We start from the raw sequence: 23473 nt of genomic DNA on the forward strand, positions 1-23473 counted from the left end.
AACGATCCTTTAATCCAACACGCCTATGCTCAAACGCATCCGCACTCAGCAGTTGGCCGTTGGCATGTACATCAGTGAATTTTGCGGTTCGTGGATGGAACACCCATTCTGGCGCACGCATTTTTTGCTGAAAGACGAAAAAGACCTGCGGCGCATCTTGAACAGCAATGTTCAGGAGGTGTGGATTGACGTCGGCAAAGGTTTGGACGTCGCGTCCGATGCAGATTCCAAAAGCGAATCTGATTCCGCTGCAGAGGTAGAGCGGGTCATCGAAATTGCCAAAACCGCTGCGCCCACGGCCACGCGCGTATCGATCAGCGAAGAGCTTGAACGCGCCACGCTGATTTGCGCTCGCTCGCGCGAGGCCGTCACGGCGATGTTTCAGGAGGCCCGCTTGGGCCATGCCATTGACTCGGCCATGGCCCAAAAAGTGGTGCAAGAGATCACCGACTCCGTGGCACGCAACGCCGAGGCATTGATCAGCCTGGCGCGCATCAAAACCGCTGACGACTACACCTATATGCACTCGGTGGCCGTGTGTGCACTGATGGTGGCGCTGGGTCGCAGACTGGGGTTGGACGAAAAGATGATCAATGCAGTGGGCGAGGCGGGCCTGCTGCACGACGTGGGCAAAGCCATGATCCCGCTCAGCGTGCTGAACAAACCGGGCCGCCTCACGGAAAAAGAGTTTGACGTAGTACGTGGCCACCCAGCCGCTGGCTATGAGGTGCTGCGCATCAGCCCAGGCGTGAGTGCCGAGGCGCTGGACGTCTGCCTGCACCACCACGAAAAAACCGACGGCTCGGGCTACCCGAAAGGGCTCAGCGCCGCAGACATCAGCTTGGTGGCGAAGATGGGCGCCGTGTGCGATGTGTACGACGCCATCACATCCGACCGCCCCTACAAAAAGGGCTGGGACCCGGCAGAGTCGATCCACAAAATGGCGGGGTGGGCCGAGGGCCACTTCGACATCCAAGTCTTTCAGGCATTTGTCAAAAGCCTGGGCATCTACCCCGTGGGCTCGTTGGTGCGGCTGAGTTCCGAACGTATTGGCGTGGTGACCGAGCAAGGCCCCGGCTCGCTGCTGATGCCGCGTGTGAAGGTGTTCTTTGACACCAAACTGAGTCGCCGTATCAACCCTGAACTGGTTGATCTATCGATCAGCGGGACAAGCGAAAGAATCGAAGGCCGGGAAGACCCGGCACAGTGGCATTTTTCCGGGCTGAACGCGTTGTGGTCCGGCCAGCCGCATCTGGCTTGAACCAGCCCGATCGTCAATAAAAAAGGCCACCCGAAGGTGGCCTTACAAAACCCTTAGCGTATCCGTCAGCTTACTTGCTGTTGCGGGTAGCGCGGCGGCGAGCGGCGCCAGCACCCAACAAGCCCAAGCTCAGCAAAGCCAAAGAACCTGGTTCAGGAACGTTGTTGGTGGGGGTTTTTGGGTCGGTAAAGCCGAGGCCCAGCGCATCGATGGTCATATCCCAGCCAGGCGCGCCAGTCATCACCAACTCCAGGGTGTGATCGGAACTATCGTCCCATAGCAAGTTGCTGATGTTGATACCGTACGTCTTGTCATGCGTGTTGCCTGGAATGGCATCCGTCGAGATCAATTGGCCGTCCAAGAGGAACTGAACGGAAGTTGCGTTGGCATCGGAATCCACAATTTTGAACAGAAACTGCAGATCGGAAGCGCCGTTGGCCACAGTGCCAGAAGCAATATTCCAGCGCGTGGAGACCTTGGAAACTTCACCGCCATCGTTCGAGATGTCCAGATAGCCGTCGCTCACGATAGCCTTGCTGCCAACAGGTGGAACAAAAGCCACCAGCTCGGAAGACAAGGTCCGGTATGCATTGGTTTCGGTACCCGAGGTTTTCTTTGCGTTCAACTGGATTTCTTGATCGCCGTTGTCAAAGTCATCAATAGTCACAAAACCGGCGTGTGCGCTAGCGCTGAACAGTGCGGTTGCAGCGACGGCCAAAGCGGCCAAATTAGATTTTTTCATTCCAAAACTCCTGTCATTAATATTGATTTGCGGCCTGGAACATCTGCGTGCACTTTTATCAAGCCAAAAACATCAATGCAACACGCATGCCAATTGTGTATACGTGAATTCAAAATCAATAAAATCAATCACTTGCAAAAAATGATCAAAGGGGGGGTTTTCCAAGCCGTAAAGTCGCTCGACAGTTTTTTTGATTAACATTCAGTAACTCGCTACAATTTTCGTTATTTGCCTCTAAAAATTAGGCAAATAAACGCATCAAATGGAATGACAGCGAGTCGGCAAACGACCCCCCAAAAGAAAAAGCCACCCGAAGGCGGCTCGCAATCTGAGGAGGATCGGATAAGACTTATTTGCCCATCCGACGGCGCGCTGCGCCCGCACCGAGCAACCCCAGGCTCAGTAACGCCAACGAACTTGGTTCAGGCACGGTGTTCGGGTTAGGTTCGTCATACAGCAAACCCAACTGGTCAAGAGACAGATCCCAACCTGGCGCGCCGGTCAGCACCAGCTCAAGACGGTGAGCCGTAGTGCCATCCCAGCTAGCGCTATCGAGCTTGATGCCGTAGTCACTATCTTTCGAATTGGGGGGGATCGAGTCCGTCGAGATCAAGAGGCCATCTTGATAAATCTTGGCGATGGTTGGGTTGCCATCGGACTGCAAGATGGTGAACAAAAATTGCAAGCCCGTTACCTTGCCGCTAAATGCCGAGGCGGGGATATTCCAACCCAAAGTCACGATACCGATGTCATCGCCGCTGTTGTCGATGTCCAGTTGACCATCTGCAATTTCAGCATTTCCTCTGGCTTTGGGTGGTGTGGCAAGAGACCAAGACATGGCCAGCGATCGCCAAGGGTTGACGCTCGTCTCCCCCACATGGTTAATGTCAATCGACACCAACTGATCTCCTTGATCGAAGCTGTCAATCACGTAATAACCAGCGTGTGCATTCGCACTGAATAGCGACGCTGCTGCCACGGCCATAGCGGCCAGATACTTCTTCTTCATTTCATAGTCCCTGTGTTAAACATCAACATGCAATGGAAACATATGCATACGCAAATTGTTCCATCAACAATTGATATGCAACTCGCGCGCCATATTCGCATACACACATTAGAAACAATAAAATCAATGGCTTATTTCGTATGGATTCTGTGAGATTTTTTACAACAGTTAAAGCCGTCGACAGTTTTTCGCGGCACAATTCGTTACCTCCACGACGAGCACTCGTCGTCTCGGATGCAACATGACGTTTATTGGTTTAAGAACCCGCACACCTGCCATCTGAGCCCGTACGGCATCAGTCCATCTGCTGATCCGCTCTTTTTTGATTCCTTGGTACGGGCCCGTCCGGCCCTCAAGCGCATGACCACTTACACCCTCAGCGATTTCGACTTTCATTTGCCTCCAGAACTGGTGGCCCAGCACCCCGCCTCGGAACGCAGCGCCTCGCGCTTGCTCGATGGCAGAGAGGCCACTCCAATAGACCGCGTGTTTCGCGAACTGCCCTCGTTGTTGCGCGCGGGCGATTTGCTGGTGTTCAACGACACCAAGGTGATCAAGGCCCGCCTATTCGGCGAAAAACCCAGCGGCGGCAAAGTCGAATTGCTGGTGGAGCGGGTGTTGTCGGGCAACCAAGTGGTCGCCCACATGCGCGTGAGCAAAAAGCCGGAGCCCGGCACCACATTGTTGATGGCTGGCGAAGGTGGCTTTTGTGCCACGCTGCTCGGGCGTTGGCCAGACGCCAATGGCACGTTATTTCGCTTCGTGCTGGCCAATGATGCAGGTGACGATCCTTACACCTTGCTTGACCGCTATGGCCATGTGCCCCTGCCTCCCTACATCACCCACACCGATTCAGCAGAAGACGTTGAGCGCTACCAAACCGTGTTTGCCCGCACGCCCGGCGCCGTGGCCGCACCCACTGCCGCATTGCACTTTGACGAAGCGGTACTGGACGATTTGTATGCGCGTGGCATCAAGCGCGCCAACGTTACGCTGCACGTGGGTGCTGGCACGTTCCAACCGGTCAAAACCGAGAATCTGGCCGAGCACCAAATGCACAGCGAGTGGTATGAAGTACCAGCCGCCACGCAACAAGCCATTGCAGAGACCCGATCGCGCGGCGGACGCATTGTGGCAGTCGGCACCACCACGGTTCGCACGCTGGAGTCGTGGGCGCAATCTGGTCAGGCTAGCGGCGACACACGCATCTTCATCCAGCCAGGCTTTCAGTTCCATTGGGTGGATGTGCTCATCACCAACTTCCACCTGCCCAAAAGCACATTGATGATGCTGGTAAGCGCCTTTGCCGGTTACGAGCACATCATGGCGCTCTACCGCCACGCCATTGCCCAGCAATACCGCTTCTTCAGCTACGGCGACGCCATGCTGCTGGAACGCACCGCGCCAGCGCCTGCTGCGGGATAATTGACGCCACTGGGCAGCGGGGCCAATCTCCCCCGCCTGCCACCCCTTGCTACGTTGCAGGCATGACCCATGCCACGTCGGCCATATAGCCGAACACCACCGTGCCCCCGGCCACTACCCGGAACCCCAGATGCTGAAATTTGAACTGCTAACCACCGACGCGCCCCAAGGCAACACCCCAGGCAGCCACGCCCGCCGTGGCCGCCTGACCCTCAACCATGGCGTGGTGGAAACGCCGATCTTCATGCCCGTGGGCACCTATGGCACCGTCAAGGGTGTGATGCCGCGCAGCCTGGAAGAGATGGGGGCGCAGATCATTCTGGGCAACACCTTCCATTTGTGGATGCGCCCGGGGCAAGACATCATGAAAAGCTTCGGCGGCCTGCACGCGTTTGAGAAATGGAGCAAGCCCATCTTGACCGACAGCGGCGGCTTCCAGGTCTGGAGCTTGGGCGAGATGCGCAAGATCACCGAAGAGGGCGTGACCTTTGCAAGCCCCGTCAACGGCGACAAGCTGTTCATGTCGCCCGAGGTCAGCATGCAGATCCAGACCGGCCTGAACTCCGACATCGTGATGCAGCTCGACGAGTGCACACCTTACGAGACCAAGGGCCACATCACCACCGAAGCCGAAGCACGCAAATCGATGGAGATGAGCCTGCGCTGGGCCAAACGCAGCCAAGACGAATTTCAGCGCCTGGAAAACCCCAACGCGCTGTTTGGCATTGTGCAGGGCGGCATGTTCGAGAACCTGCGCCAAGAGTCGCTGGATCGACTGCTGGAATTTGACTTCCCTGGCTACGCCGTTGGCGGCGTGAGCGTGGGCGAGCCCAAAGAGCAAATGCTGCAGATCATGGCGCACACACCGCACCGTCTGCCGGCGCACAAGCCGCGCTATCTGATGGGTGTGGGCACGCCTGAAGACTTGGTGCAAGGCGTGGCCGATGGTGTCGACATGTTCGACTGTGTGATGCCCACGCGCAATGCGCGCAACGGCACGCTGTTCACGCGTTATGGCGACTTGAAGATCCGCAATGCGCGCCACAAAATCGACCCGCAACCGCTCGACCCTAGCTGCACCTGCCACGCCTGCGCTGGCACCTCTGGCGCGCCATGGAACCTGGGCGGACGCGATGGTTTTAGCCGCGCCTACCTGCACCACCTCGACCGTTGCGGCGAAATGCTGGGCCCCATGCTCACCACCATCCACAACTTGCACTACTACTTGAACCTGATGCGCGAGGTGCGCGCGGCGCTGGATGCGGGTCGGTTCTCGGCGTTCCGGCAGCAATTTGCGGCGGATAGAAAACTAGGTGTTTAGCTTTTTCTAGAACACAATTTAGCAAATTTGTTTGTCTACAAAATCACGTAATCGAATAAATTGCACGGGCAATAAATAGATTTCGCTGATCCGCTCCGATTCACGCAGGCTCCCCATGAGTCCCGTCGCATGCGCATGACGTCCCTTCGCCAAGCCGCGCCCTTTGAGCCGGATGCTCCCGCTGCAGCCGCCACTTGGCGAACGCTGCTCAGTCTTTGGGCTATCGTTTTCACAGCTAGTCTGGTTGGCATCGTCACCCGGCCGGAAGGTTTCTTCTCGGCCTTCTGGCCCGCCAACCCCTTGCTGCTGGGGCTGATGCTGCGCCATCCGCCCTACACCCATCGCGCGGGTTGGCTGGCGGCCGGCCTGGGCTACGTGGCGGCAGATCTCGCCACCGGTAGCCCGGTGTTCAGTGCGGTGTGGCTCAACGGTGCGAACTTGCTAGGCGTCGCCGCTGGCTGGCTGGTCCTGCACCGTCTAGACAAGCGCGCGCTGCAGTTTCGTCGTCATCGCTCTGCGCTTTACATCTTCTTGGCCAGCGCCGCCGCAGCTTTGGTCGGTGCGCTAGTCGGCGGGCCTGCAGGGCCGGTGTTGTTCCATGCCCCTTATGTGACCACCACCGTGCTGTGGTTTGCTGGCGAGCTGATGAACTTCATGCTGCTGCTGCCCGTGATCCTCACGGCCCCCACGCAGTCGCGCAATCTGCGCAAGCCCCGATTGGACTCCTCTCGCCCGTGGTGGTTCTTGCTGCCCATGTTGTCCGTCTTTGCGGCAGAACTCGCCAGCTTCTGGGTGGGCGGGCCAGGCGCCATGACCTTCCCTGTCCCCGCGCTGCTTTGGTGCGCCCTGACCTACCGCCCCTTCCCCACCACACTGCTCACGCTTGCCGTATGTGTTTTGCACACCTTGGGCATTTCTTCCGGCATGTACTTCTTTGTGCCCGAGAAAGTGCATGAAGTATTTTCGTTACGCGTGGGCATTACGCTCTTGGCGTTGGGACCACTGGCGGTAGTGTGCTCGCGCGCAGCCGGGGCCGAAGTACTCAAACGTCTGCACCGTGCAGTGAACTACGATTTCTTAACCGACGTCTTAGCGCGCGCCGCGCTGATGCAGCAAGGTGAGCAACTGCTGCAACGCCTGGCAACGCAGGGCCAATCTGCCGCCGTGCTGATGCTAGATATCGACCACTTCAAATCGGTCAACGACCAATACGGCCATGCCACCGGTGATGTGCTATTAATCGAATTTGCCCGAACCATCGGCGCGGTACTGCGTCCACAAGACCTGTTTGGGCGCATAGGCGGAGAAGAGTTCGCCATCGTCCTGCCTCACATATCGCAGGAAGAGGCGCACGCCGTGGCGCAGCGGCTCTGCGAAGTGGTGCGCCAAAGCGGATTTGTATCGGCGCAGAACACACCACTGCGTGTGACGGTCAGCATCGGGCTGCGGCACGTCCAAAAACTTGACCGGCCCGATACGCTAGACGAGCTCTTGCGCCATGCCGACAACGCGCTCTACCGCGCCAAACTCAGCGGACGCGACCGCGTGGTGACCAGCTGAGCCGTTGTTATGTGGCGGTTGGGAATGGCGCCCCGTCTGCCGGCAAACCGCTTGAGCGCACGTCCTCTGTCGGGCGCACATCCTCTGCTTGCGCCGCCGTGCCACAGCCATGGCAGAACTTCGAAAACGCGCTCTTGCGCATCTGGCAGGCCTTGCAATGGTCAAACAGGCCAATGCCGCAGTGCGGGCAAAAGTCGATCTCGGTGTTCTTCAAGTCCACCGCGCGCTCACAGCCCGGGCACACGTTTTTCGACAGCCGGGTCAGGGCCACGTCGTAAGGCAACTCTTCGCGGCGCACGGCACTGGGCAACGCCTCCACCTGCTTCTGCCGCTCCAGGTAGCGGTTCAACCCGATGATGGCGTAGCGCCCCACCAGCACCGTCAACACAATGCCCACCACGTAGCGCACGTAGCCGCCATAACTCGGCAGGTAGGGCACCAGCTCAACAAAGAACGCGAACAGCGCAAAGTAGATAAAGCCCCAGACGAACGGCCAATAGGTGCTCTTGCGCTTTTTGACAAACAGCCAGGCCGCGACCAGCAGCAGCGGCAAGGTCAGTGCCAGACGGTACCCAAACACGCGCAGCTCTTGGACGCGTTGCTCGGCTGTCCAGCCGACTTGCGCGTGCTCCTCCAGCGTGTTGAGTTGCTTGCGTGCGGCTTGTACCGACTGGCGCGCATCCAACGCCCGCTGCTCGAGTTGCTCGATCTGCGTTTCCACATTGCGCTCGGCAGCCTTCAGTGCATCCAGCGCCTTGGTACGCGCCAGCAGCTCAGTGTCTTGGTCGGCACGCCCCGTGGCATGGCGGGTGGCCAGCCAATTGTCGAAAGTCTCGCGCGCGGCGGCGGCATTGGCTTGTGCAGTTTGCAGCTTCAGGTTGGCTTGTTCCAACGCCGTATCGGCTGCCTCGTTGGCTTGCTCTCCAACCTTGACGGCTGCCCGCGCTTGTGCCGCTGCAGGTTTGTCGATGAAGTCCTCCAAGCTATAGGTGTGCTCGACTTGCGGCAGATCGCCCACCACCGCGCCACCCAGGCCAATCAAAAAGCTGGCGAACACAAACGCCACCAGCCACAGGCCGCGGCGAAACCACTTCTCAGACAAACGCAAGGCTTTGCTCATACAGGCTCCAGATCAGAATGGTTTTTTATAAGGCTAACTTGGTCGGCGCCTTGCCGAGTTGCGCGCGTTGCAACCAATCGAACACCGAGTCCACCGTGACCGTTTCAATGTGGTCACTGAAACGCTTTTCATTGGGATGGTCATCAAAGGCCACATTGGCCTTGGTGGCACGGCCACCCAAACGCGTCAGCGGCCGAATGGTCAACACACTGGGCTCGTAGCCTTTGAACTTCAGCCAGGCTTGCGCCTTGTCGCGGCTGTTTACGCTAGGCTCCATAGCCAACGCCAAGGTTTCCAGCACCCACTGGTTGGACTGCTGATACTTGGTGGCCCAAGGGTAAGCCACCATGTTGTAGGCCTTGGTGTTCAGTTGTGTGGCGCGCGCCTGGTTCTTCGGGTCTTGCAGCAAGGCCAGCAGGCGCTCCTGCACCTCAGGGGTGGGCGCGACCCAGGTGGCTTCATAGCGCCACAAATCATCAATAAAGAACTCCCCCAATCCTTGGCGGTACACGAATGCATCGGCGGTGCCGCACTGGTTGAGCTTGTGCATGACGCGCCACACGTGGCCGCCTTGTCCATCAGGCTGTTGGTAAGCAAAGCCCAGGTGTGAATAACGCAGACCATATTTGCTCAGGTCTTGCCCGGCCCGCGCCAAGATGACGACACGTTCGCCACTGGCCTCCAGCGCCGTCAGCGTGCGCTCGGCCAAAGTCAAGCCACGTTCGATGGTGCTGGCCTTGGGCGGTTGTTCTGCGTCGCACGAACGCCCGGCGAAAGCAGATGGCGCCAGCAAAACACCGGCACACAATAAAACGGTTGAAAGGGTGCGGCGCATGCTCAACCCGTCACACGTTCGTTGTGCAACAAGGCGCGGCCCATCGCGTTGGGAATAAACGCAATCGCCTCGCCCGCTGCAGACAACACTGTGCCTGCGCCAATCACGCTGACGGTGACCACGGTACCGGCCACCAGCGAAGTACCAGCAACACCTTTGCCCACCACTTCCACACTGGCCTTGGCGCCATCTAACGCACGCTCCAGCACGTAGACCGTGCCACGGGCGGTGGACTCAACCGTCTTCACCACCAGCACAGCGCCAGCCGTGGACAACACCACAGGCACCGCGATCACCGCACCAGCGACGGCGCTGGTGCCCACCACCACCGATGCGATGGGCAAGGCCGATACAGCGCTCAAAGCCGAAGCCTCGGACTGCGCATGCGCACTCAAAGTGGCTCCGGCACAGGTTGCAAAAGCACAGGCAGCTATCAACAATGAAGCAAATTTGTTTTTCATGATGTCATCCTCTCGATTCAGTTGGGTTGCAGTGTCGTTTGAAATTAGTTGGCGCCGGTATCTTGTAAATCGGCCTCGTGTTTGTCGCGCAGGGTTTTGGCCAAGGTGAAGGTACAAGTGATGAGGTAGAGCCAACTCACGCCCAAAAACGCCTTGTAGGTCACATTCACTTCCATGCGCGTCAAGCCCCATCCCGTCAGGCCCATGGCCAGAAAGAAGCCACCCCACACCACCATCTTGAACATCGGGGTGTCAGCCCCACGGTTTTCGGCGTTTGCACGTTCGTTGTCGCGCACAAACTTGGCCAGCACAAACGCGGCAGACAGGCAGAAGAAGTAACCCATCACCATGAAGGCCCGGTCCAAGTCTTGGCCTGGCAAATAAGCCAAGCCCACGGCACAGAGAAACACCGCCAGAGCAAACGACGTCCACACCTGCAGCGTCCAAGCTTTGGAGTCACGTTGCACACGGGTGGAAAGACTAGAAAAAGTGGCGGAGGTGATGGGGTTGCTTTGCATGGTGTTTCTCTTCACGTCGTTGAACATGGACGCGATTCTGTCGAGCCAACCGCAAAAACCATCTTCATTCAGCACCAGTACGCAATAAACGTATCCAAAGTATTATTTTTCGATACCCACCCCAAGCATGAAGATTTGCTGAACGGGCCCGCTAATCCCGTACGTCACACACATGTGCAAGGCTTCGTGTCCAATAGCGCCCATGGAAAACCCTGACGCCATCGACAACCGCCTGACCGACCTCGAAATCAAAGTCAGCTTCACCGAAGACCTGCTCGACAAGCTCGACCAAGTGATCATTCGCCAGCAAGAGCAAATCGATGCGCTGGTACGCGAAGTAGTGCTGCTGCGCCAGCAACAACCCGCTGCCGACATGGGCGCCCAGCCACGCAACCTACGCGACGAACTGCCGCCGCACTACTGAAATACGGCTCCGACGCCACAACCCACAACAACAAATCCATGGCTCAAAATTTCTTGCGCACGGCGCTCATCCTCGGCTTGTTGCAAGCCATCGGTCCGTTTGCGATCGACATGTACCTGCCCGCGCTACCGTCCATCGGCCAAAGCCTGAACGCCTCCATGAGCGCGGTGCAGGCAAGCCTGATGGCCTTCTTCATCTCGCTGGGCATTGGGCAAATCATTTACGGTCCTGTCTCGGACATGATGGGCCGCAAGGTACCGCTGTACTTCGGCCTGGCCTTGTTTGCCGTGGGCAGCGTGGGCTGCGCCTTGGCGCCCGACATCCACACGCTGGTGATCCTGCGCTTCATCCAAGGCCTGGGCGCTTGCGCTGGCATGGTGATTCCACGCGCCATCGTGCGCGACCTGCACACCGGCAATGACGCCGCACGGCTGATGTCGCTGCTGATGCTGGTGTTCAGCGTGTCGCCCATCCTGGCACCCCTCACCGGCAGCATTTTGATTGAAGCCTGGGGCTGGCGTAGCGTGTTCTGGGCTGTGACCGTGGCCGCTGGTTTGGGCGTGCTGCTGATGGCCACCAGCTTGTCTGAAACGCGCCCCGCATCACAACGCGTGGACAGCAGCTTTGGCAGCGCCATCAACGCCTACCGCACACTCCTGAAAGACCGCTACTACATGGGCCTGGTGTTCATGGGCGCGTTTGGCGTGTCGGCATTTTTTGCCTACCTGGCCAATTCGTCGTTTGTGTTGATCGACCACTACGGCCTCACGCCACGTCAGTACAGCATTGCGTTTGCAGCCAACGCGGCATCGTTCATCGGAGCCTCGCAATTCACCGCCAAGCTTGGTAAAAGCATTGGCCTGGTGCGCGTGGTGAAGACCGCCGTGCTGGGTTTTGTCTCCATCATGACGCTGCTGCTGGTAGTACAACTGGCTGGCTTCACGCAGCTGTGGCTGCTGCTGGCCTTGCTGTTCATTGGGTACGGTTTTCTGGGTCTGGTGGTCCCAACGTCTGCCGTGTTGGCGCTGGATGCTCACGGTGCCATCGCCGGTACCGCATCCGCCCTGATGGGCACCACGCAATTTGTCACCGGCGCCATCGTCATGGCCGTGGTGGGGCAGTTCTTGGACGGCACGGCGCTGCCCATGGTGGCCGGCATTGCCGGTGCGGCCATCGTCACCTATCTGCTGACCATGCTGACGCTGGGCAGCCAGAACGGTACGCGGCCACCGCACGCCTAAAACGGGCTCTGCTTAAACCGCTGCGCCGCGCTCCAGCAGCAGCGCGCGCAGCACGGAGCGGTGGCAGCGCGCCTCGTCGTCGCAATAACAGCCCACAGCCAGATTCGCTTGCTGCGACATGGCCGCCAGCAAATCCAACACCCGCGCCGCCTCGCCACCTTCCAGCTCCGCGCGAAACTTGCGTGTGAACGCGGTCCACGCCTTGTCGGCGGCCGCCCCCTGCAACGCCTGCGCAGCTTGGGCTTCTTTCATCAAGTCGACACTAGGCGAGAGCAACGGCAGCCACACATCGTAGTAGTTGCGGCTGGCGAATTCCGCTTTGGGCACACCACGTGGCGGGCGGCGCACGGTGCCCACGCGCAGGCCTTCGTTAGGCGCTCGTGGGCTGCCGAGTTGGACGATGGAGAGTGGCACAGAAGCCTCCTTAACCCAGTGCAGCCACTTTGGCACGCAGCGTCTCGGGTTGAACTTCGCTGGCGGGCAATGCGGCCCCCACATTCAAGCCCACGCGGTTGAACAGACCTCGACGGAAAGGCCGCACCATGGCGCCTTCTTTTTCAATTCGGCTGAAGTACGAGCCCCACAAGTTCGTCAGCGCCATGGGAATCACAGGCACGGGTGCACCTTCCAGAATCTTCATGATGCCGCCCTTGAACTCTTGCAGCGTGCCGTCTTTGGTAATGCCGCCTTCGGGGAAGATGCCGAGCAACCCGTCATCGGCCAGCACCTCACGTGCCTTGGCAAACGCGGCTTCGTAGGCCACGGGGTCTTCGGCGCGCGGCGCAATCGGAATGGCCTTGGCCAGGCGGAACAACCAGCCGAGCACCGGCACCTTGAAGATGCGGTGATCCATCAGGAACACGATAGGCCGAGGGCTCGCGGCCATCAGCAACACCGCGTCGACAAAGCTCACGTGATTGCACGCCAGGATGGCTGCGCCGTGTGTGGGAATGTGCTCGTCACCGCGCACCTTGAAGCGGTACACCACGTGCGACAACAGCCAGGCCACAAAGCGCAGCAGGTACTCGGGCACCAACAGGAAGATGTAGCCAGCCACCACAGCGTTGGCAATGCCCACCGCCAAGAAGATCTGCGGAATGCTGGCCCCCGCGCCCAACATGGCGCCGGCGATAAGCGAGCTGGCAATCATGAACAGCGCGTTCAAGATGTTGTTGGCCGCGATGATGCGCGCACGGTGTGTGGGTTGGCTGCGCAGTTGGATCAGCGCGTACATGGGCACGCTATACAAACCGGCAAACAGGCTCAGCAGCAACAGGTCGGCCATCACGCGCCAGTGCGCGGGTTGGGCCATGAAAGCACTGACGCTCAGGGCATCGGCCGGCGGCAGGCCGTTGGATGCAAAGTAGAGGTCGATGGCGAACACGCTCATGCCAATGGCCCCCATCGGCACCAGGCCGATTTCCACGTGGCGGCGGCTCAGCACTTCACACAACAGCGAACCAATGCCAATGCCGATGGAAAACACCACCAGCAACAGCGAAGCCACATGTTCATCGCCATGCAACACCTCTTTGGCAAAGCTGGGAAACTGGCTCAAAAACACCGCGCCAAAAAACCACATCCAGCTGATGCCCAGCAGCGAGCGGAACACCACCGGGTTGCCGTGCGCCAGCCTCAGGTTGCGCCAGGTCTCGGTGAACGGATTCCAGTTGATGCGCAGGCCAGGATCGGTGGCGGGCAAGCGCGGAATGAATTGCGCCACACCGCGCCCCACCAGCGCCAGCAGTACACAGGCGATGGCGACGTGCTGCGGCCCCACACCGGGCTCGGCCACCAAGATGCCACCGACCACGTTGCCCAGCAAGATCGCCACGAAGGTACCCATCTCCACCATGCCGTTGCCGCCTGTAAGTTCGCGGTCTGACAACACCTGCGGCAGGTACGCGAACTTCACCGGACCAAACAGCGTGGAATGCACGCCCATCAAAAAGGTACACAGCAGCAAGATCGGCACGTTGGCCGCCATGAAGCCCCAAGCGGCCAGCGCCATGATGGCCACCTCCAGGTTTTTCACCAGGTGGATCATGCGGGTCTTTTCCCACTTGTCGGACAGTTGGCCCGACGTGGCCGAGAACAACAAAAACGGCAGGATGAACAAGGCCCCAATCACCAGCCCGGCTTGCGCTGGCGGCAGCCACGCCACGCTGAGGTGGTAGGTCACCATCACCGTGAACGCAAACTTGAACAAGTTGTCGTTGGCCGCGCCAGCAAACTGCGTCCAGAAGAAGGGCGCGAAGCGGCGTTGCTTCAGCAAGGCGAACTGGCTCGGGTGTTCGTTGGCTGCAGCGTCTACTGGTTGGATTGAATCGTTGTGCATTTAATTTTTAGGTGAAATGGGCCCGTAGCGCCTGCGACTCTAGCCTAAGCAGCTATGAAATGTGTGTCACTCCATGTTCTGATCGGGCCGTGGCGGCGCGAGGTTAACCGCCTCTCCTCACATGCCGCCAAAGAATTGGCTCTGGGCCGAAAGCAGCACCCAAAGTGTCGCCTGGCGATACCCGATCGCGCCGTTACTCAGCCCGCCGCAATGCCTCAATCAATGCCGCAATGTTGCTCACCTGCAGCTTGTCGTAGATCCCCTGGATCTGGTTGCGCACGGTGGCGGGTGAACGACCCAGCGTTTGTGCGATCTCCTTGTGGCTCAACCCCTTGGCGATCAGGCTGGCAATGGTCTGCTCGCGTGTCGTCAGTTGGTCGGCGAGGCAGCGTGCCCGCGCTTTGAGGAACAACAGGCCTTGCTCAACCCAGTGCCGCACAACAACCGTGCGCCCCAGAAAACGCTCTTGACCCGACGCCATGGCGGCCAGCAAATCATCAGGCAAATTGGGGCCGCGCCAATCCTGCCACTCGGCCTCGGCCAGACTTTTGAATTGAGGATCAGCGTGGTACAGCACACCGCGCACATCGGCGATGGCAGAGCCGTATGGCGACATGGCTTTGTCGGCGGTTTCCAAGTTGTCCAGATGCATCACACGGTTCAGTGCCAGCGCCTGCATCACGTGCGGGGCCAACATGCTCAGCAAGCGCGCTTCTTCCGGGGTTGCGTAGGCGTCTTTGTCAGCACGGTACAGGCTCACCCAGTGAACGAAATGCGTGCGCGGGTTGCTGTCGGCTGCGATGAGCATGTTTTCGTGCTCAAAGCGACGCAAGAACTCACGCATGTCACGCGCATCCGTCTGATGCGGCTCGCTGTCATTTTTGCGTTTTTTACGACGGCCATACTCAGCTTCGGCATTCAGCGCCACCACCGCATTCGTCTTGCCAAACACCAGGCCTGGCGCCACATCGAGATGCTTCACCGGCTCGTAGGCCACCAGCATTTCGGGCGATTTTTCGTGCAGATGAACGGTATGGATGTCAATGCCCTGCGGCGTGGTGGTGGCGGTACCCCACATCGAAGAATCAAACGGCAGCACCTGCTTGATTTGCGCCAAAGCGGCATCTTGAAAGTGCTGGATGGGCAGTTCTTGTGAAAGCCGGTAGAGCCGCAATAGCAAGGTATTGAAGTCTGCCGGGAGGTCCCGGGCATCGAACATCTTGTCTCGTGATTCCATAGTGCAATTGCACTATTGTGACAGTTTGTATCAGTCTTGATACTTTCCAGACATGCGCATTCTGTACGTCTGCCATAGACCCCGCTCGGGGGAATGCGCTGTGAAACGACTCAAACAACGTCTCCCAAAGAAAGTTTCTCGATGATGCAAAGAACGCCTCTTGGCTTGGCCCTCGCTACCGCAACGCTTCTGGGCTTGAGCGCCTGTGGCGGCGGTGGCTCCTCCACACTCGCAACACCTGTCACGCCCCCGGTTACCACCCCACCCGTCACCACCGTGACCACAACCTTCAGCGGCACCGCCGCCACAGGTGCCGCCATGGCAGGCGCCACCGTCAGCATCAGTTGCGCCAGCGGCTCCGGCACGGCCACCACAGCAGCCTACGGCAGCTACACCAAAGACCTGACCGACATCACACTGCCCTGCGCCCTGAAGGCCGTGAGCAGCGACGGGGCCACCACGCTCTACTCCATCACCACGCCCGCCACCACCGCCAGCACGGCACAAGTGGCGAACATCACGCCGCTGACGCAGTTGCTCGTGGCCAGCCTGGCAGGCACCGACCCAGCCGCGTTCTTCACCAACTTCAGCAGCACCGCCAGCACCGTCACGGCGGCCAACATCAGCACCGCGCAAACCGCCGTATTGACCACGCTCAGCAACGCCGGATTGAACGTCACTGCGTTGACCAACCTGTTGACCGGCGCCCTGGTACCGGCCACGTCCACCAGCAGTGGTAACGCCTACGACGTGGTGTTGGACGCCCTGAAAGCCCAACTCACCGCCAGCGGCACTACGCTGGCCACGCTGACCACCACGGTTGCAGCTGCTTCGCCAGCCGCCAGCCCCACGGTCAACGCCAGCAACAGCACCGCCAGCCTGCCGGCCTCGCTGCTGCTGAAGGCCGCCGATAGCAATTGCTCTGCCTTGCGTAGCGGCGACTACTGGATTTTCACGCCCTCGATCGGCTTGAGCCTGTCCAACCAATTCACCAGTGGCAGCTTCGATGCGGCCACCAAGACCATCACCAACCTGGTGGGCAACTCCAGCGTGCTCAGCGCCAACGGCGCCAACTGCCGCTACCTGGCAGCCGATGGGGTGAGTGACGTGGTCGTCTCCCAGGCTGGCGTGTTGATGGCTCGTGTGCTGAAAAACGGCGTGTATAGCCTGGCCTTCGCCATCCCCAAACAAACGATCACCGTGGCTGAACTGGCTGGCACCTGGAACGCCCTGGGCTTTGAGCTCAACGACGCCGGCACCGCCTACGCCACCGACATCTTTACAGCCAGCGTGAACAGCAGCGGTGCCCTCAGCGACATCAACCACTGCAATGGCGCCAACAGCTCGGCCACTTGCACCGCCGAAACCGCCACCATCAACTTCAGCGCCCACAGCGATGGTGGCCTGACCCTCACCGGCAAAGACGGTAACGACACATGGACCGACCGCGCCTTCGCCTACCGCGCAGGCAACGGCGATCTGATGTTGGTGGAAGTGGCTGGCGACGGTAGCATCTCCACCTGGACCCAGAAGCGCACCCTAAGCCTGCCCGCCGTCAACTCAGTGGGCGTGGGCAACTGGTCGGTGCGCAGCAGCAATACGCTGGTGGCCGCCGCCATGGCCAACGACACCGGCTACACCGTCACTGCTGTAGACGCTGCCACCAGCAGCGTCACCCGCAAAGTGCTGGTGACTGCAGGCAGCACCGACACCTTCGAACAAGTCGTCGTGCTGAACAACCCACGCGCCGGCTTCAACTACCGTGCAGCCGCCACCCCCACCAGCGTGGGCGGGCTCGCCCAGACGGTGCGCGAGCGCACCAGCTTGAACCTGCGCGGTGCTGGCATGTCGGTGCAATCTGTGCCGAGCCAAAGCGCCTTCCAGATCAGCATTGACCAATAAGCGCAGCGCTTTTCCCTGACCAACGCCCGGCCATCCTTGGTGCGCCGGGCGTTGTGCTTTTGGACGCCTGCGGATGTCACGGTACGAACCTGCGCTTGTCGCTAGACTCTCGTCCATGCCCTCAAACCAACCCTCTGCGCCCCCCGCTTCACGCTCCGATCTGCATTGCCACGTCCTCGTGGTGGAAGACGAGCAGACCATCGCATTGAACGTGGTCGAGTACCTGGAAGCGCAAGGCCTCAGCGTTGACATCGCCTATGACGGCAAGGCCGCGCTGGTGCAACTGGGGCAGCAGACTTTTGATGTTGTGGTGCTGGACCTCGGGCTACCCCGCATGGACGGCCTGCAGGTGTTGCAGCAAGTGCGCCACCAACTGGGGCTGACCCTGCCCATTCTGATTCTGACAGCACGCGACGCTATCTCCAGCAAGCAGGCCTGCTTTGACGCGGGTGCCGACGACTACTTGGTCAAACCGTTTTCGCTGGCCGAACTGGCCTTGCGTGTGCGCGCTCTGCACCGGCGCAACGTGGGCGCTGTGGTGCAAGGTTCGCTGAGTGCTGGTCGGCTCAAGCTCGACCGCCGTGCGCAGCAAGTGTTTGTGTCCGACCAGCCGGTGCATGTGTCACCGCGCGGCCTGCAGATCCTGGAAATCTTGATGCGCGACCCCGGCCGCGTGGTTTCGCGTGCCGAGATGGAAGCCCAACTCTGGCCCACGGGCACGCCAGACAGCGACGCCTTGCGCAGCCAGATCCACTTGCTCAGGCGCGCGCTCAGCCAAGCCGGGTTTGACGGCGTGGAAACACGCCACGGCCTGGGCTGGCGGCTGCTGTTGGAGGACACACCATGACCCTGCGCCGGCGCGTGATGGTCGCCATGGTCGCCCTGGTGGCGCTGTTCACCGTCATCCAAGGCGGTCTGGCCGTGATCTCGATGCACGACCAGGAAGATGACTTGGTGGACGACCTGGTGCTGGCCGAAACCCGGCGCCTGGCCATGCGCATTGCGCAAAACGGCACCGACATTCTGGGCGACGACATCCACACCCTGCTACCCGATGACTACGAAGCCTGGTGGGTGGGCCCCGACGGCAAAGCCATTCCGGCTCCGCCGCCCAAAGCCATCGCACAGATGCCTGACGGCCCCCACCTGGACAGTGCTAACGGTGGTGAGTTCCACATCATGGCGATGCCCGTCGCAGGCGGCCGACTCTTCGTGCGCTACAACGCCGATCGCAACGAAGACAAAGTACACGACTTCACGGTCCATGTGTTCACGTTGGCCGTCATCATCATGGCCTTGGCCACATGGATTGCGCACTACGTGGCCGGTCTGCTGATCGCACCACTCGAGAAAGTCGCACGGCTGCTGGACCACTGGGCACCGGCCTCGGAGCCCGGAGCCACCTTCGCCCTGGATGAAGAGCGCCGTGTGCTCGATGCATTTGAACGCGTGCAGGTACGTTGGGAGCACGGTTTGGCGAGAGAGAGAGAGCGCTTTGCCGACATCCACCACGAGATCCGCACGCCACTGGCTGCACTGCGCACCGACCTCGAAATGCTGCAGCTGCTGGACGAGCGCGATCACAAAGCGGCCACTCCGGCCAGCGGCGAAACTGCGATGAGCCTGCGCCTGCAGCGCTCCCTGGCCACAGTGGATGCCATCGCCGGGGCACTGGCATCCATGCACTCGCTCAGGACGGGACGCAGCACACCCGTCGAGTACGTGCCGCTGCCCGGCTGTGTAGAAGATGCCTGGGCCAGCCTGGGCGAATTGCCCCATCAGCGCGGACTGACGCTCGCAAACGAAGTGGACGAACAGGCCTGCGCCATGGTGGACCGACAGGCTTTGATGGCCATCTTGCGCAACCTGTTCCGCAATGCCGCCGAGCATGCGGCTCCCGCCACGCTGCTGGTGCGGTATGTCGACCAGCAACTGCTGGTGGCCGATGATGGCCCCGGCATTCCGGCCCAGGACATGCCGTTTGTGTTCGAGCGCTACTACCGTGGCCGCCTCGCCGATACACCAGGACAACAGCGCACCGACAACACCAACGAGTACGAACGCGGACTCGGTCTGGCCATCGCACGCCAAGTCGCCGAAGCCAATGGCTGGCGTCTGACCGTGGGCAACGCCCACCCCAAAGGCACGCAATTTTTGCTTTCCTTCCAGGAATCGGCGGCAGTTTGACGAAACTTTGACGCGTTTTCGACGGGGCCCTCACGGCCCCTTTTTTACGCTTGAGACTTCGCTTTTGAAGTCTCCTTATGTCACCCATTCGCCAGGGCCCGTGGTCGCAACACCGGGCCTTTTTTCTACAAGTTGGGCTGCTGCTGCCGTTGTGCTTTGCAGCACTCGCCGTGTTCCTGCGCCACTCGGGGCTTGACGACAGCCTCAGCGCCTACTTCTATGACCCGCAGACCCAACAGTTTCTGATCGGCACCAACGGCTCGGCAGAGCTTTTTGGCCACAGGCTCGGCAAGTCACTGGTAACGGCTGCCTGGATTTTGCTCATCGCCGCCGCGCTCGCAGCGCCCTGGCTTCCACCACTCAAGGCGCACCGCCGTTTGCTGTGGACCACTGTACTGGCCATGGCGCTCGGCCCCGTGGTGGTCACGTTGCTCAAGGACATCAACACCCACGCCTGCCCTTGGAGCCTGAAGGAATACGGCGGCACGGCAGACTACAGCGCGCAGTGGTTTGTTTCAAGGTTGGAGGCAGGTCGCTGCTTCCCGGGCGGCCACGCGGCAGGCGGCTTCTCGCTCATCGCCATTGCTTTCGCCGGGCAGGTGCTGCAACAACCCAAGCTACGTCGCCTCGGGCTGTGGCTCGGGCTTGGGGTAGGCGCCGCATTCAGCTTCCTGCGATTAGGCCAAGGCGCTCACTTCATGAGCCACAACCTCTGGGCCGCGGCCATCGACTTCTGGTTGGCCGCACTCGTCTTTAGTCCTATGCTGTTGTCACGGCAGCAAACCCCTTCAGTGCATGCGCCCACTGGCGCCACCCGGAGCGCTCCATGATCGATCTCGTTTTGAAACACCGCCGCCCTCAGCGTTCGGTGAATGCCCCCAGCGTGCAGACGCCGCCCACAGACAAGGCCAACTGGTCGATAGAGGCGCTGGTGCTGGTGGTCGTCGCACTACTGGTCGCCCTGGCCAACCTGCCTTTCTGGGGTGCCACTCTGGCGGGCCGTAGTTTCGGTGACGTCACCACCTGGCGCTTCGTCATCACCAGCGCAGTGATCCTGCTGGGACTGCACGCGGTACCAGTACTGCTGCTTTCCGCGCGTGCCACGGTGCGGCCACTGCTGGCCTTGCTGATCATCTGCAGCCTGGTGGCACAACACATGATGCGGCAATACGGCGTGGTGCTCGACCCGTCCATGCTGCGCAACGCACTGAAGACCGACACCCACGAGGCCTCAGAGCTGATGACAACATCGCTGTTTGTCAACATTGCCATCGCTCTTGCGGTCTCGGCGCTGCTGTGGCGCATTCCGCTGCGCAAGATCTCCTGGCGCAAGACCTTGACCGTGCGCGCACTCACCGTGGTTGGCGTGCTGCTGGTCACTGTGGCGGCCCTGCTGTTGGGCTTTCAGGACTTCTCGTCCACCATGCGCAACCAGAAAGAAGTGCGCTACACCATCACGCCCGGCAACGTGCTGTACTCCACGGCCCGCGCGGTGACCACCGACCTGCAAGACGCCACCCGCGTCGTTGAGCCCCTGCTCCCCATCCAGATGAACAGCGTTGCCACGGCACCCGGCCGCAAGCCGCGCTTGCTGGTGGTGATGGTGGGCGAGACAGCCCGGTCGATGAACTTCTCGATGAACGGCTACGACCGCGACACCAACCCCGAGCTGTCCAAGCTGCCGATCATCAACTTCCCACAGACCACATCTTGCGGCACGTCGACAGAGGTGTCCTTGCCCTGCATGTTCTCGTCTTACGGGCGGGCCAACTACGATGAATCACGCATTCGCGGCAGCGAGTCGCTGATCCAGTTGCTGGCGCGCTCTGGCATGCGGGTCGTGTGGCTGGACAACCAAAGCGGCTGCAAGGGTGTGTGCACTGGCGTTGAGTTTCGTGATGTGACCGCCGGCACCGACCCTGTGTTGTGCCCTGAAGGCCGCTGTTTTGACGGCGCGCTGGTGCAAGGCTTGCAACAGGTGATCGACAAAGACCTCACCGCCAACACCAACGCCGAGACCAGCGCCGCCCCGCGCGACACCGTGGTGGTACTGCACCAGTTGGGCAACCACGGCCCGGCCTACTCGAAACGTTACCCTGCCGAGTTCGCGCGCTTCAAACCCGAGTGCACCAAGCTCGAACTGCGCGACTGCAGCCGCGAAGAGATCACCAACGCGTATGACAACGCCATCCTCTACACCGACCACCTGCTCGCCGCCACCATCGCGGTACTGCAAAAGCAGCAGAACAAGTTTGACGTCGGCCTGGTCTACGCCTCTGACCACGGTGAATCCTTGGGCGAAAAAGGCTTGTACCTGCACGGCATGCCATTGGCCATTGCCCCGAAAGAGCAATACACCGTGCCCATGGTCTGGTGGTTTGGCGGCACCGGTGCCAGCGGCTGGAGCGGCCTGGATGCCACCTGCCTGCGCGAACGCGCCAAGCAGCCAGCAAGCCATGACAACCTCTACCATTCCATCATGGGCCTGACAGGCGTGACGACTTCGAGCTACATTGCGGATCGCGACCTCATCAGCAAATGTCGCGAAGCCAAAGAACCCGCATGACCGAACACAACGACCTTCACAACCCTCACAAAGGCCGCACCGGCCTCAGCCGCATCATCCATGCCTTTGGCTACTCGCGCGATGGCTTGACGGCCGCATTCAAAGGCGAAAGCGCCTTCCGACAAGAGGCGGTGCTCGCCGTAGTGCTGGTGCCAGCGGCGCTCTGGTTGGCACGCAGTTGGGTCGAGATGGTGTTGCTCGTTGGATCCGTGGCCTTGGTGCTGATCGTCGAGTTGCTGAACTCGGCGATTGAGGCCGCCATCGACCGCATCTCCCTGGCACACCACCCGCTCTCCAAACGCGCCAAAGACATGGGCAGCGCCGCCGTGTTGATCGCGCTGCTGCTGTGTGCCTTGGTGTGGGGCTCTGCGCTGTGGACGCGCGTGGTTTAAGGCTTCGTTAGATCAGGATTGACGGGCGCTGAAGCGCAGGTATCGTCGGGGTCAAAATTGACTTTGAAAATACCGCATGAGCACCACAGCCGACCTCGTCGTCACCCTGAAGAAAGAACTCAAACACGCGCAAATGACTTACGCCGACTTGGCGCGTGCTTTGGGCATGGCGGAGTCGAGCGTGAAACGCATGTTGGCCAAGGGCGACATGCCGCTGTCGCGCATCGACGCCATTTGCCGCGCGCTGAAGTTGGACTTTGCCGACCTGGCCCGCAAGGTGGCCGACAACCAGCCGCTGCTGGCTGAACTGACCCAGGCGCAAGAGCGCGCGGTGGTGGCCAACAAGAAGCTCTTGCTGGTGGCCATCTGTGTGCTGAGCCAATGGACGCTGGAGCAGATCACCACCGCCTACCGCATCACCCAGGCCGAGGCTATTGGCTGCCTGGCGCAGCTCGACCGCATCGGCATCATCGAACTGCGTCCGCTCAACCGCTACCGCCTCAAGCTGGCCAAAACCTTCCGCTGGCGCCCGCACGGGCCGGTGATGGAATTCTTTCGCGACGAGGTGGTGCTCGACTACTACGCCGGTGGTTTTGATGGCCCCGGCGAAGGCCTGCTGCTGGTGCACGGCGAAGTCAGCCGGGGCTTGGCCCCGGCCTTCATGGAACGCCTGCAACGCGTGGCCCAGGACTTCGCCCAGCAGCACCTGGCCGACCAAAAATTGCCGCAAACCGAACGCGAGGGCTACACCCTGGTGTTGGGCATGCGCCGCTGGGAGTTCGCCGCGTTTGCCGCATTGCGGCGTTAAGCCCCCCTCTCCCGCACTGGCCCCCGCTTTCAAAAACAGCTTCACAAGCCTGCACACCCGTGCCTACAATCGCCCCCGCAGGAGAGTGAACAGCACCACGCTGTTCCACCGAAGGCGCAAACTCCC

At 60.4% G+C, this 23473-nt stretch carries 22 protein-coding genes; 13 read left to right on the forward strand and 9 right to left on the reverse strand.

All coding sequences use genetic code 11. The features are described from left to right. Positions 1–25: 25 nt before the first annotated feature. Positions 26–1261, forward strand: a complete 1236-nt coding sequence (locus tag ACPWMG_RS25990) for an HD-GYP domain-containing protein (RefSeq protein WP_483302358.1) — start codon at positions 26–28, stop codon at positions 1259–1261. 70 nt (positions 1262–1331) lie between these two features. On the opposite strand, the gene ACPWMG_RS25995 is transcribed toward ACPWMG_RS25990, so the two are convergent. Together ACPWMG_RS25995 and ACPWMG_RS26000 are read right to left on the reverse strand one after the other, a co-directional pair. Further along, positions 1332–1988 (reverse strand): PEP-CTERM sorting domain-containing protein, encoded by a 657-nt coding sequence (locus ACPWMG_RS25995; RefSeq protein ID WP_483302359.1) that lies wholly within the window; start codon positions 1986–1988, stop codon positions 1332–1334. A 364-nt stretch (positions 1989–2352) separates the two neighbouring features. After that, positions 2353–3012 carry a PEP-CTERM sorting domain-containing protein gene (locus tag ACPWMG_RS26000; protein WP_483302360.1) on the reverse strand — a complete coding sequence of 220 codons (660 nt, stop codon included), beginning with the start codon at positions 3010–3012 and terminating at the stop codon, positions 2353–2355. Positions 3013–3372: 360 nt separating this feature from the next. Here ACPWMG_RS26000 and queA point away from each other — a divergent pair, with 360 nt between their 5' ends. The 3 genes from queA to ACPWMG_RS26015 all read left to right on the forward strand — a co-directional run bounded on the left by queA (position 3373) and on the right by ACPWMG_RS26015 (position 7318). Then, a complete protein-coding gene (queA, locus tag ACPWMG_RS26005; RefSeq protein WP_483302361.1) occupies positions 3373–4437 on the forward strand; it encodes a tRNA preQ1(34) S-adenosylmethionine ribosyltransferase-isomerase QueA in 1065 nt (354 codons plus the stop codon). A 130-nt stretch (positions 4438–4567) separates the two neighbouring features. Further along, positions 4568–5758: a tRNA guanosine(34) transglycosylase Tgt gene (gene tgt / locus ACPWMG_RS26010; RefSeq protein WP_483302362.1), complete on the forward strand. Its 1191-nt coding sequence runs from the start codon at positions 4568–4570 to the stop codon at positions 5756–5758. Positions 5759–5887: 129 nt separating this feature from the next. After that, positions 5888–7318: a GGDEF domain-containing protein gene (locus ACPWMG_RS26015; protein WP_483302363.1), complete on the forward strand. Its 1431-nt coding sequence runs from the start codon at positions 5888–5890 to the stop codon at positions 7316–7318. A 7-nt stretch (positions 7319–7325) separates the two neighbouring features. Here the strand turns inward: ACPWMG_RS26015 and ACPWMG_RS26020 are convergent, their stop codons facing one another. Genes ACPWMG_RS26020 through ACPWMG_RS26035 form a run of 4 tightly spaced genes read right to left on the reverse strand, consistent with a single transcriptional unit; the run spans position 7326 to position 10252 of the window. Next, positions 7326–8438: a serine endopeptidase gene (locus ACPWMG_RS26020; RefSeq protein ID WP_483302364.1), complete on the reverse strand. Its 1113-nt coding sequence runs from the start codon at positions 8436–8438 to the stop codon at positions 7326–7328. Between the two features lie 25 nt (positions 8439–8463). Beyond that, on the reverse strand, positions 8464–9273 hold the full coding sequence (locus tag ACPWMG_RS26025; RefSeq protein WP_483302365.1) for a DUF2145 domain-containing protein: 810 nt from the start codon (positions 9271–9273) through the stop codon (positions 8464–8466). 2 nt (positions 9274–9275) lie between these two features. Continuing rightward, positions 9276–9734, reverse strand: coding sequence for a hypothetical protein (locus tag ACPWMG_RS26030; RefSeq protein ID WP_483302366.1), 459 nt, complete (start codon positions 9732–9734; stop codon positions 9276–9278). Positions 9735–9778: 44 nt separating this feature from the next. Continuing rightward, entirely contained in the window at positions 9779–10252 is a 474-nt protein-coding gene (locus ACPWMG_RS26035; RefSeq protein ID WP_483302367.1) for a YiaA/YiaB family inner membrane protein, read from the reverse strand. 202 nt (positions 10253–10454) lie between these two features. On the opposite strand from ACPWMG_RS26035, the gene ACPWMG_RS26040 reads away from it, so the two are divergent. Then, positions 10455–10676: a SlyX family protein gene (locus ACPWMG_RS26040; RefSeq protein ID WP_483302368.1), complete on the forward strand. Its 222-nt coding sequence runs from the start codon at positions 10455–10457 to the stop codon at positions 10674–10676. Positions 10677–10714: 38 nt separating this feature from the next. Then, positions 10715–11917 (forward strand): multidrug effflux MFS transporter, encoded by a 1203-nt coding sequence (locus ACPWMG_RS26045; RefSeq protein WP_483302369.1) that lies wholly within the window; start codon positions 10715–10717, stop codon positions 11915–11917. Positions 11918–11929: 12 nt separating this feature from the next. Here the strand turns inward: ACPWMG_RS26045 and ACPWMG_RS26050 are convergent, their stop codons facing one another. The 3 genes from ACPWMG_RS26050 to ACPWMG_RS26060 all read right to left on the reverse strand — a co-directional run bounded on the left by ACPWMG_RS26050 (position 11930) and on the right by ACPWMG_RS26060 (position 15474). Beyond that, positions 11930–12331: a DUF488 domain-containing protein gene (locus tag ACPWMG_RS26050; RefSeq protein ID WP_483302370.1), complete on the reverse strand. Its 402-nt coding sequence runs from the start codon at positions 12329–12331 to the stop codon at positions 11930–11932. Positions 12332–12341: 10 nt separating this feature from the next. Next, positions 12342–14255, reverse strand: coding sequence for an MFS transporter (locus ACPWMG_RS26055; protein ID WP_483302371.1), 1914 nt, complete (start codon positions 14253–14255; stop codon positions 12342–12344). 193 nt (positions 14256–14448) lie between these two features. Further along, entirely contained in the window at positions 14449–15474 is a 1026-nt protein-coding gene (locus ACPWMG_RS26060; protein WP_483302372.1) for a helix-turn-helix transcriptional regulator, read from the reverse strand. 159 nt (positions 15475–15633) lie between these two features. On the opposite strand from ACPWMG_RS26060, the gene ACPWMG_RS26065 reads away from it, so the two are divergent. From ACPWMG_RS26065 to ACPWMG_RS26095, 7 genes are all read left to right on the forward strand, one after another. Further along, complete coding sequence (locus ACPWMG_RS26065; protein WP_483302373.1) at positions 15634–17394, forward strand: hypothetical protein; 1761 nt, start codon at positions 15634–15636, stop codon at positions 17392–17394. A gap of 115 nt (positions 17395–17509) precedes the next feature. Beyond that, positions 17510–18241, forward strand: coding sequence for a response regulator transcription factor (locus ACPWMG_RS26070; protein ID WP_483302374.1), 732 nt, complete (start codon positions 17510–17512; stop codon positions 18239–18241). Further along, the gene (locus tag ACPWMG_RS26075; protein ID WP_483302375.1) at positions 18238–19581 is read left to right on the forward strand and encodes a sensor histidine kinase; all 1344 of its coding nucleotides are present in this window, start codon (positions 18238–18240) and stop codon (positions 19579–19581) included. The genes ACPWMG_RS26070 and ACPWMG_RS26075 overlap by 4 nt, the downstream gene beginning before the upstream one ends. Positions 19582–19658: 77 nt before the next feature. Next, positions 19659–20411: a phosphatase PAP2 family protein gene (locus tag ACPWMG_RS26080; RefSeq protein WP_483302376.1), complete on the forward strand. Its 753-nt coding sequence runs from the start codon at positions 19659–19661 to the stop codon at positions 20409–20411. Continuing rightward, entirely contained in the window at positions 20408–22147 is a 1740-nt protein-coding gene (locus ACPWMG_RS26085) for a phosphoethanolamine transferase (protein ID WP_483302377.1), read from the forward strand. Before ACPWMG_RS26080 ends, ACPWMG_RS26085 begins: the two co-directional genes overlap by 4 nt. Next, complete coding sequence (locus tag ACPWMG_RS26090; protein ID WP_483302378.1) at positions 22144–22539, forward strand: diacylglycerol kinase; 396 nt, start codon at positions 22144–22146, stop codon at positions 22537–22539. Before ACPWMG_RS26085 ends, ACPWMG_RS26090 begins: the two co-directional genes overlap by 4 nt. A gap of 76 nt (positions 22540–22615) precedes the next feature. Further along, the gene (locus tag ACPWMG_RS26095) at positions 22616–23347 is read left to right on the forward strand and encodes a helix-turn-helix domain-containing protein (protein WP_483302379.1); all 732 of its coding nucleotides are present in this window, start codon (positions 22616–22618) and stop codon (positions 23345–23347) included. The last annotated feature ends 126 nt before the right edge of the window (positions 23348–23473 follow it).

This window comes from Hydrophilobacter chitinilyticus (genome assembly GCF_049860745.1).
Taxonomy (GTDB): Bacteria; Pseudomonadota; Gammaproteobacteria; order Burkholderiales; family Burkholderiaceae_C; genus Rhodoferax_B.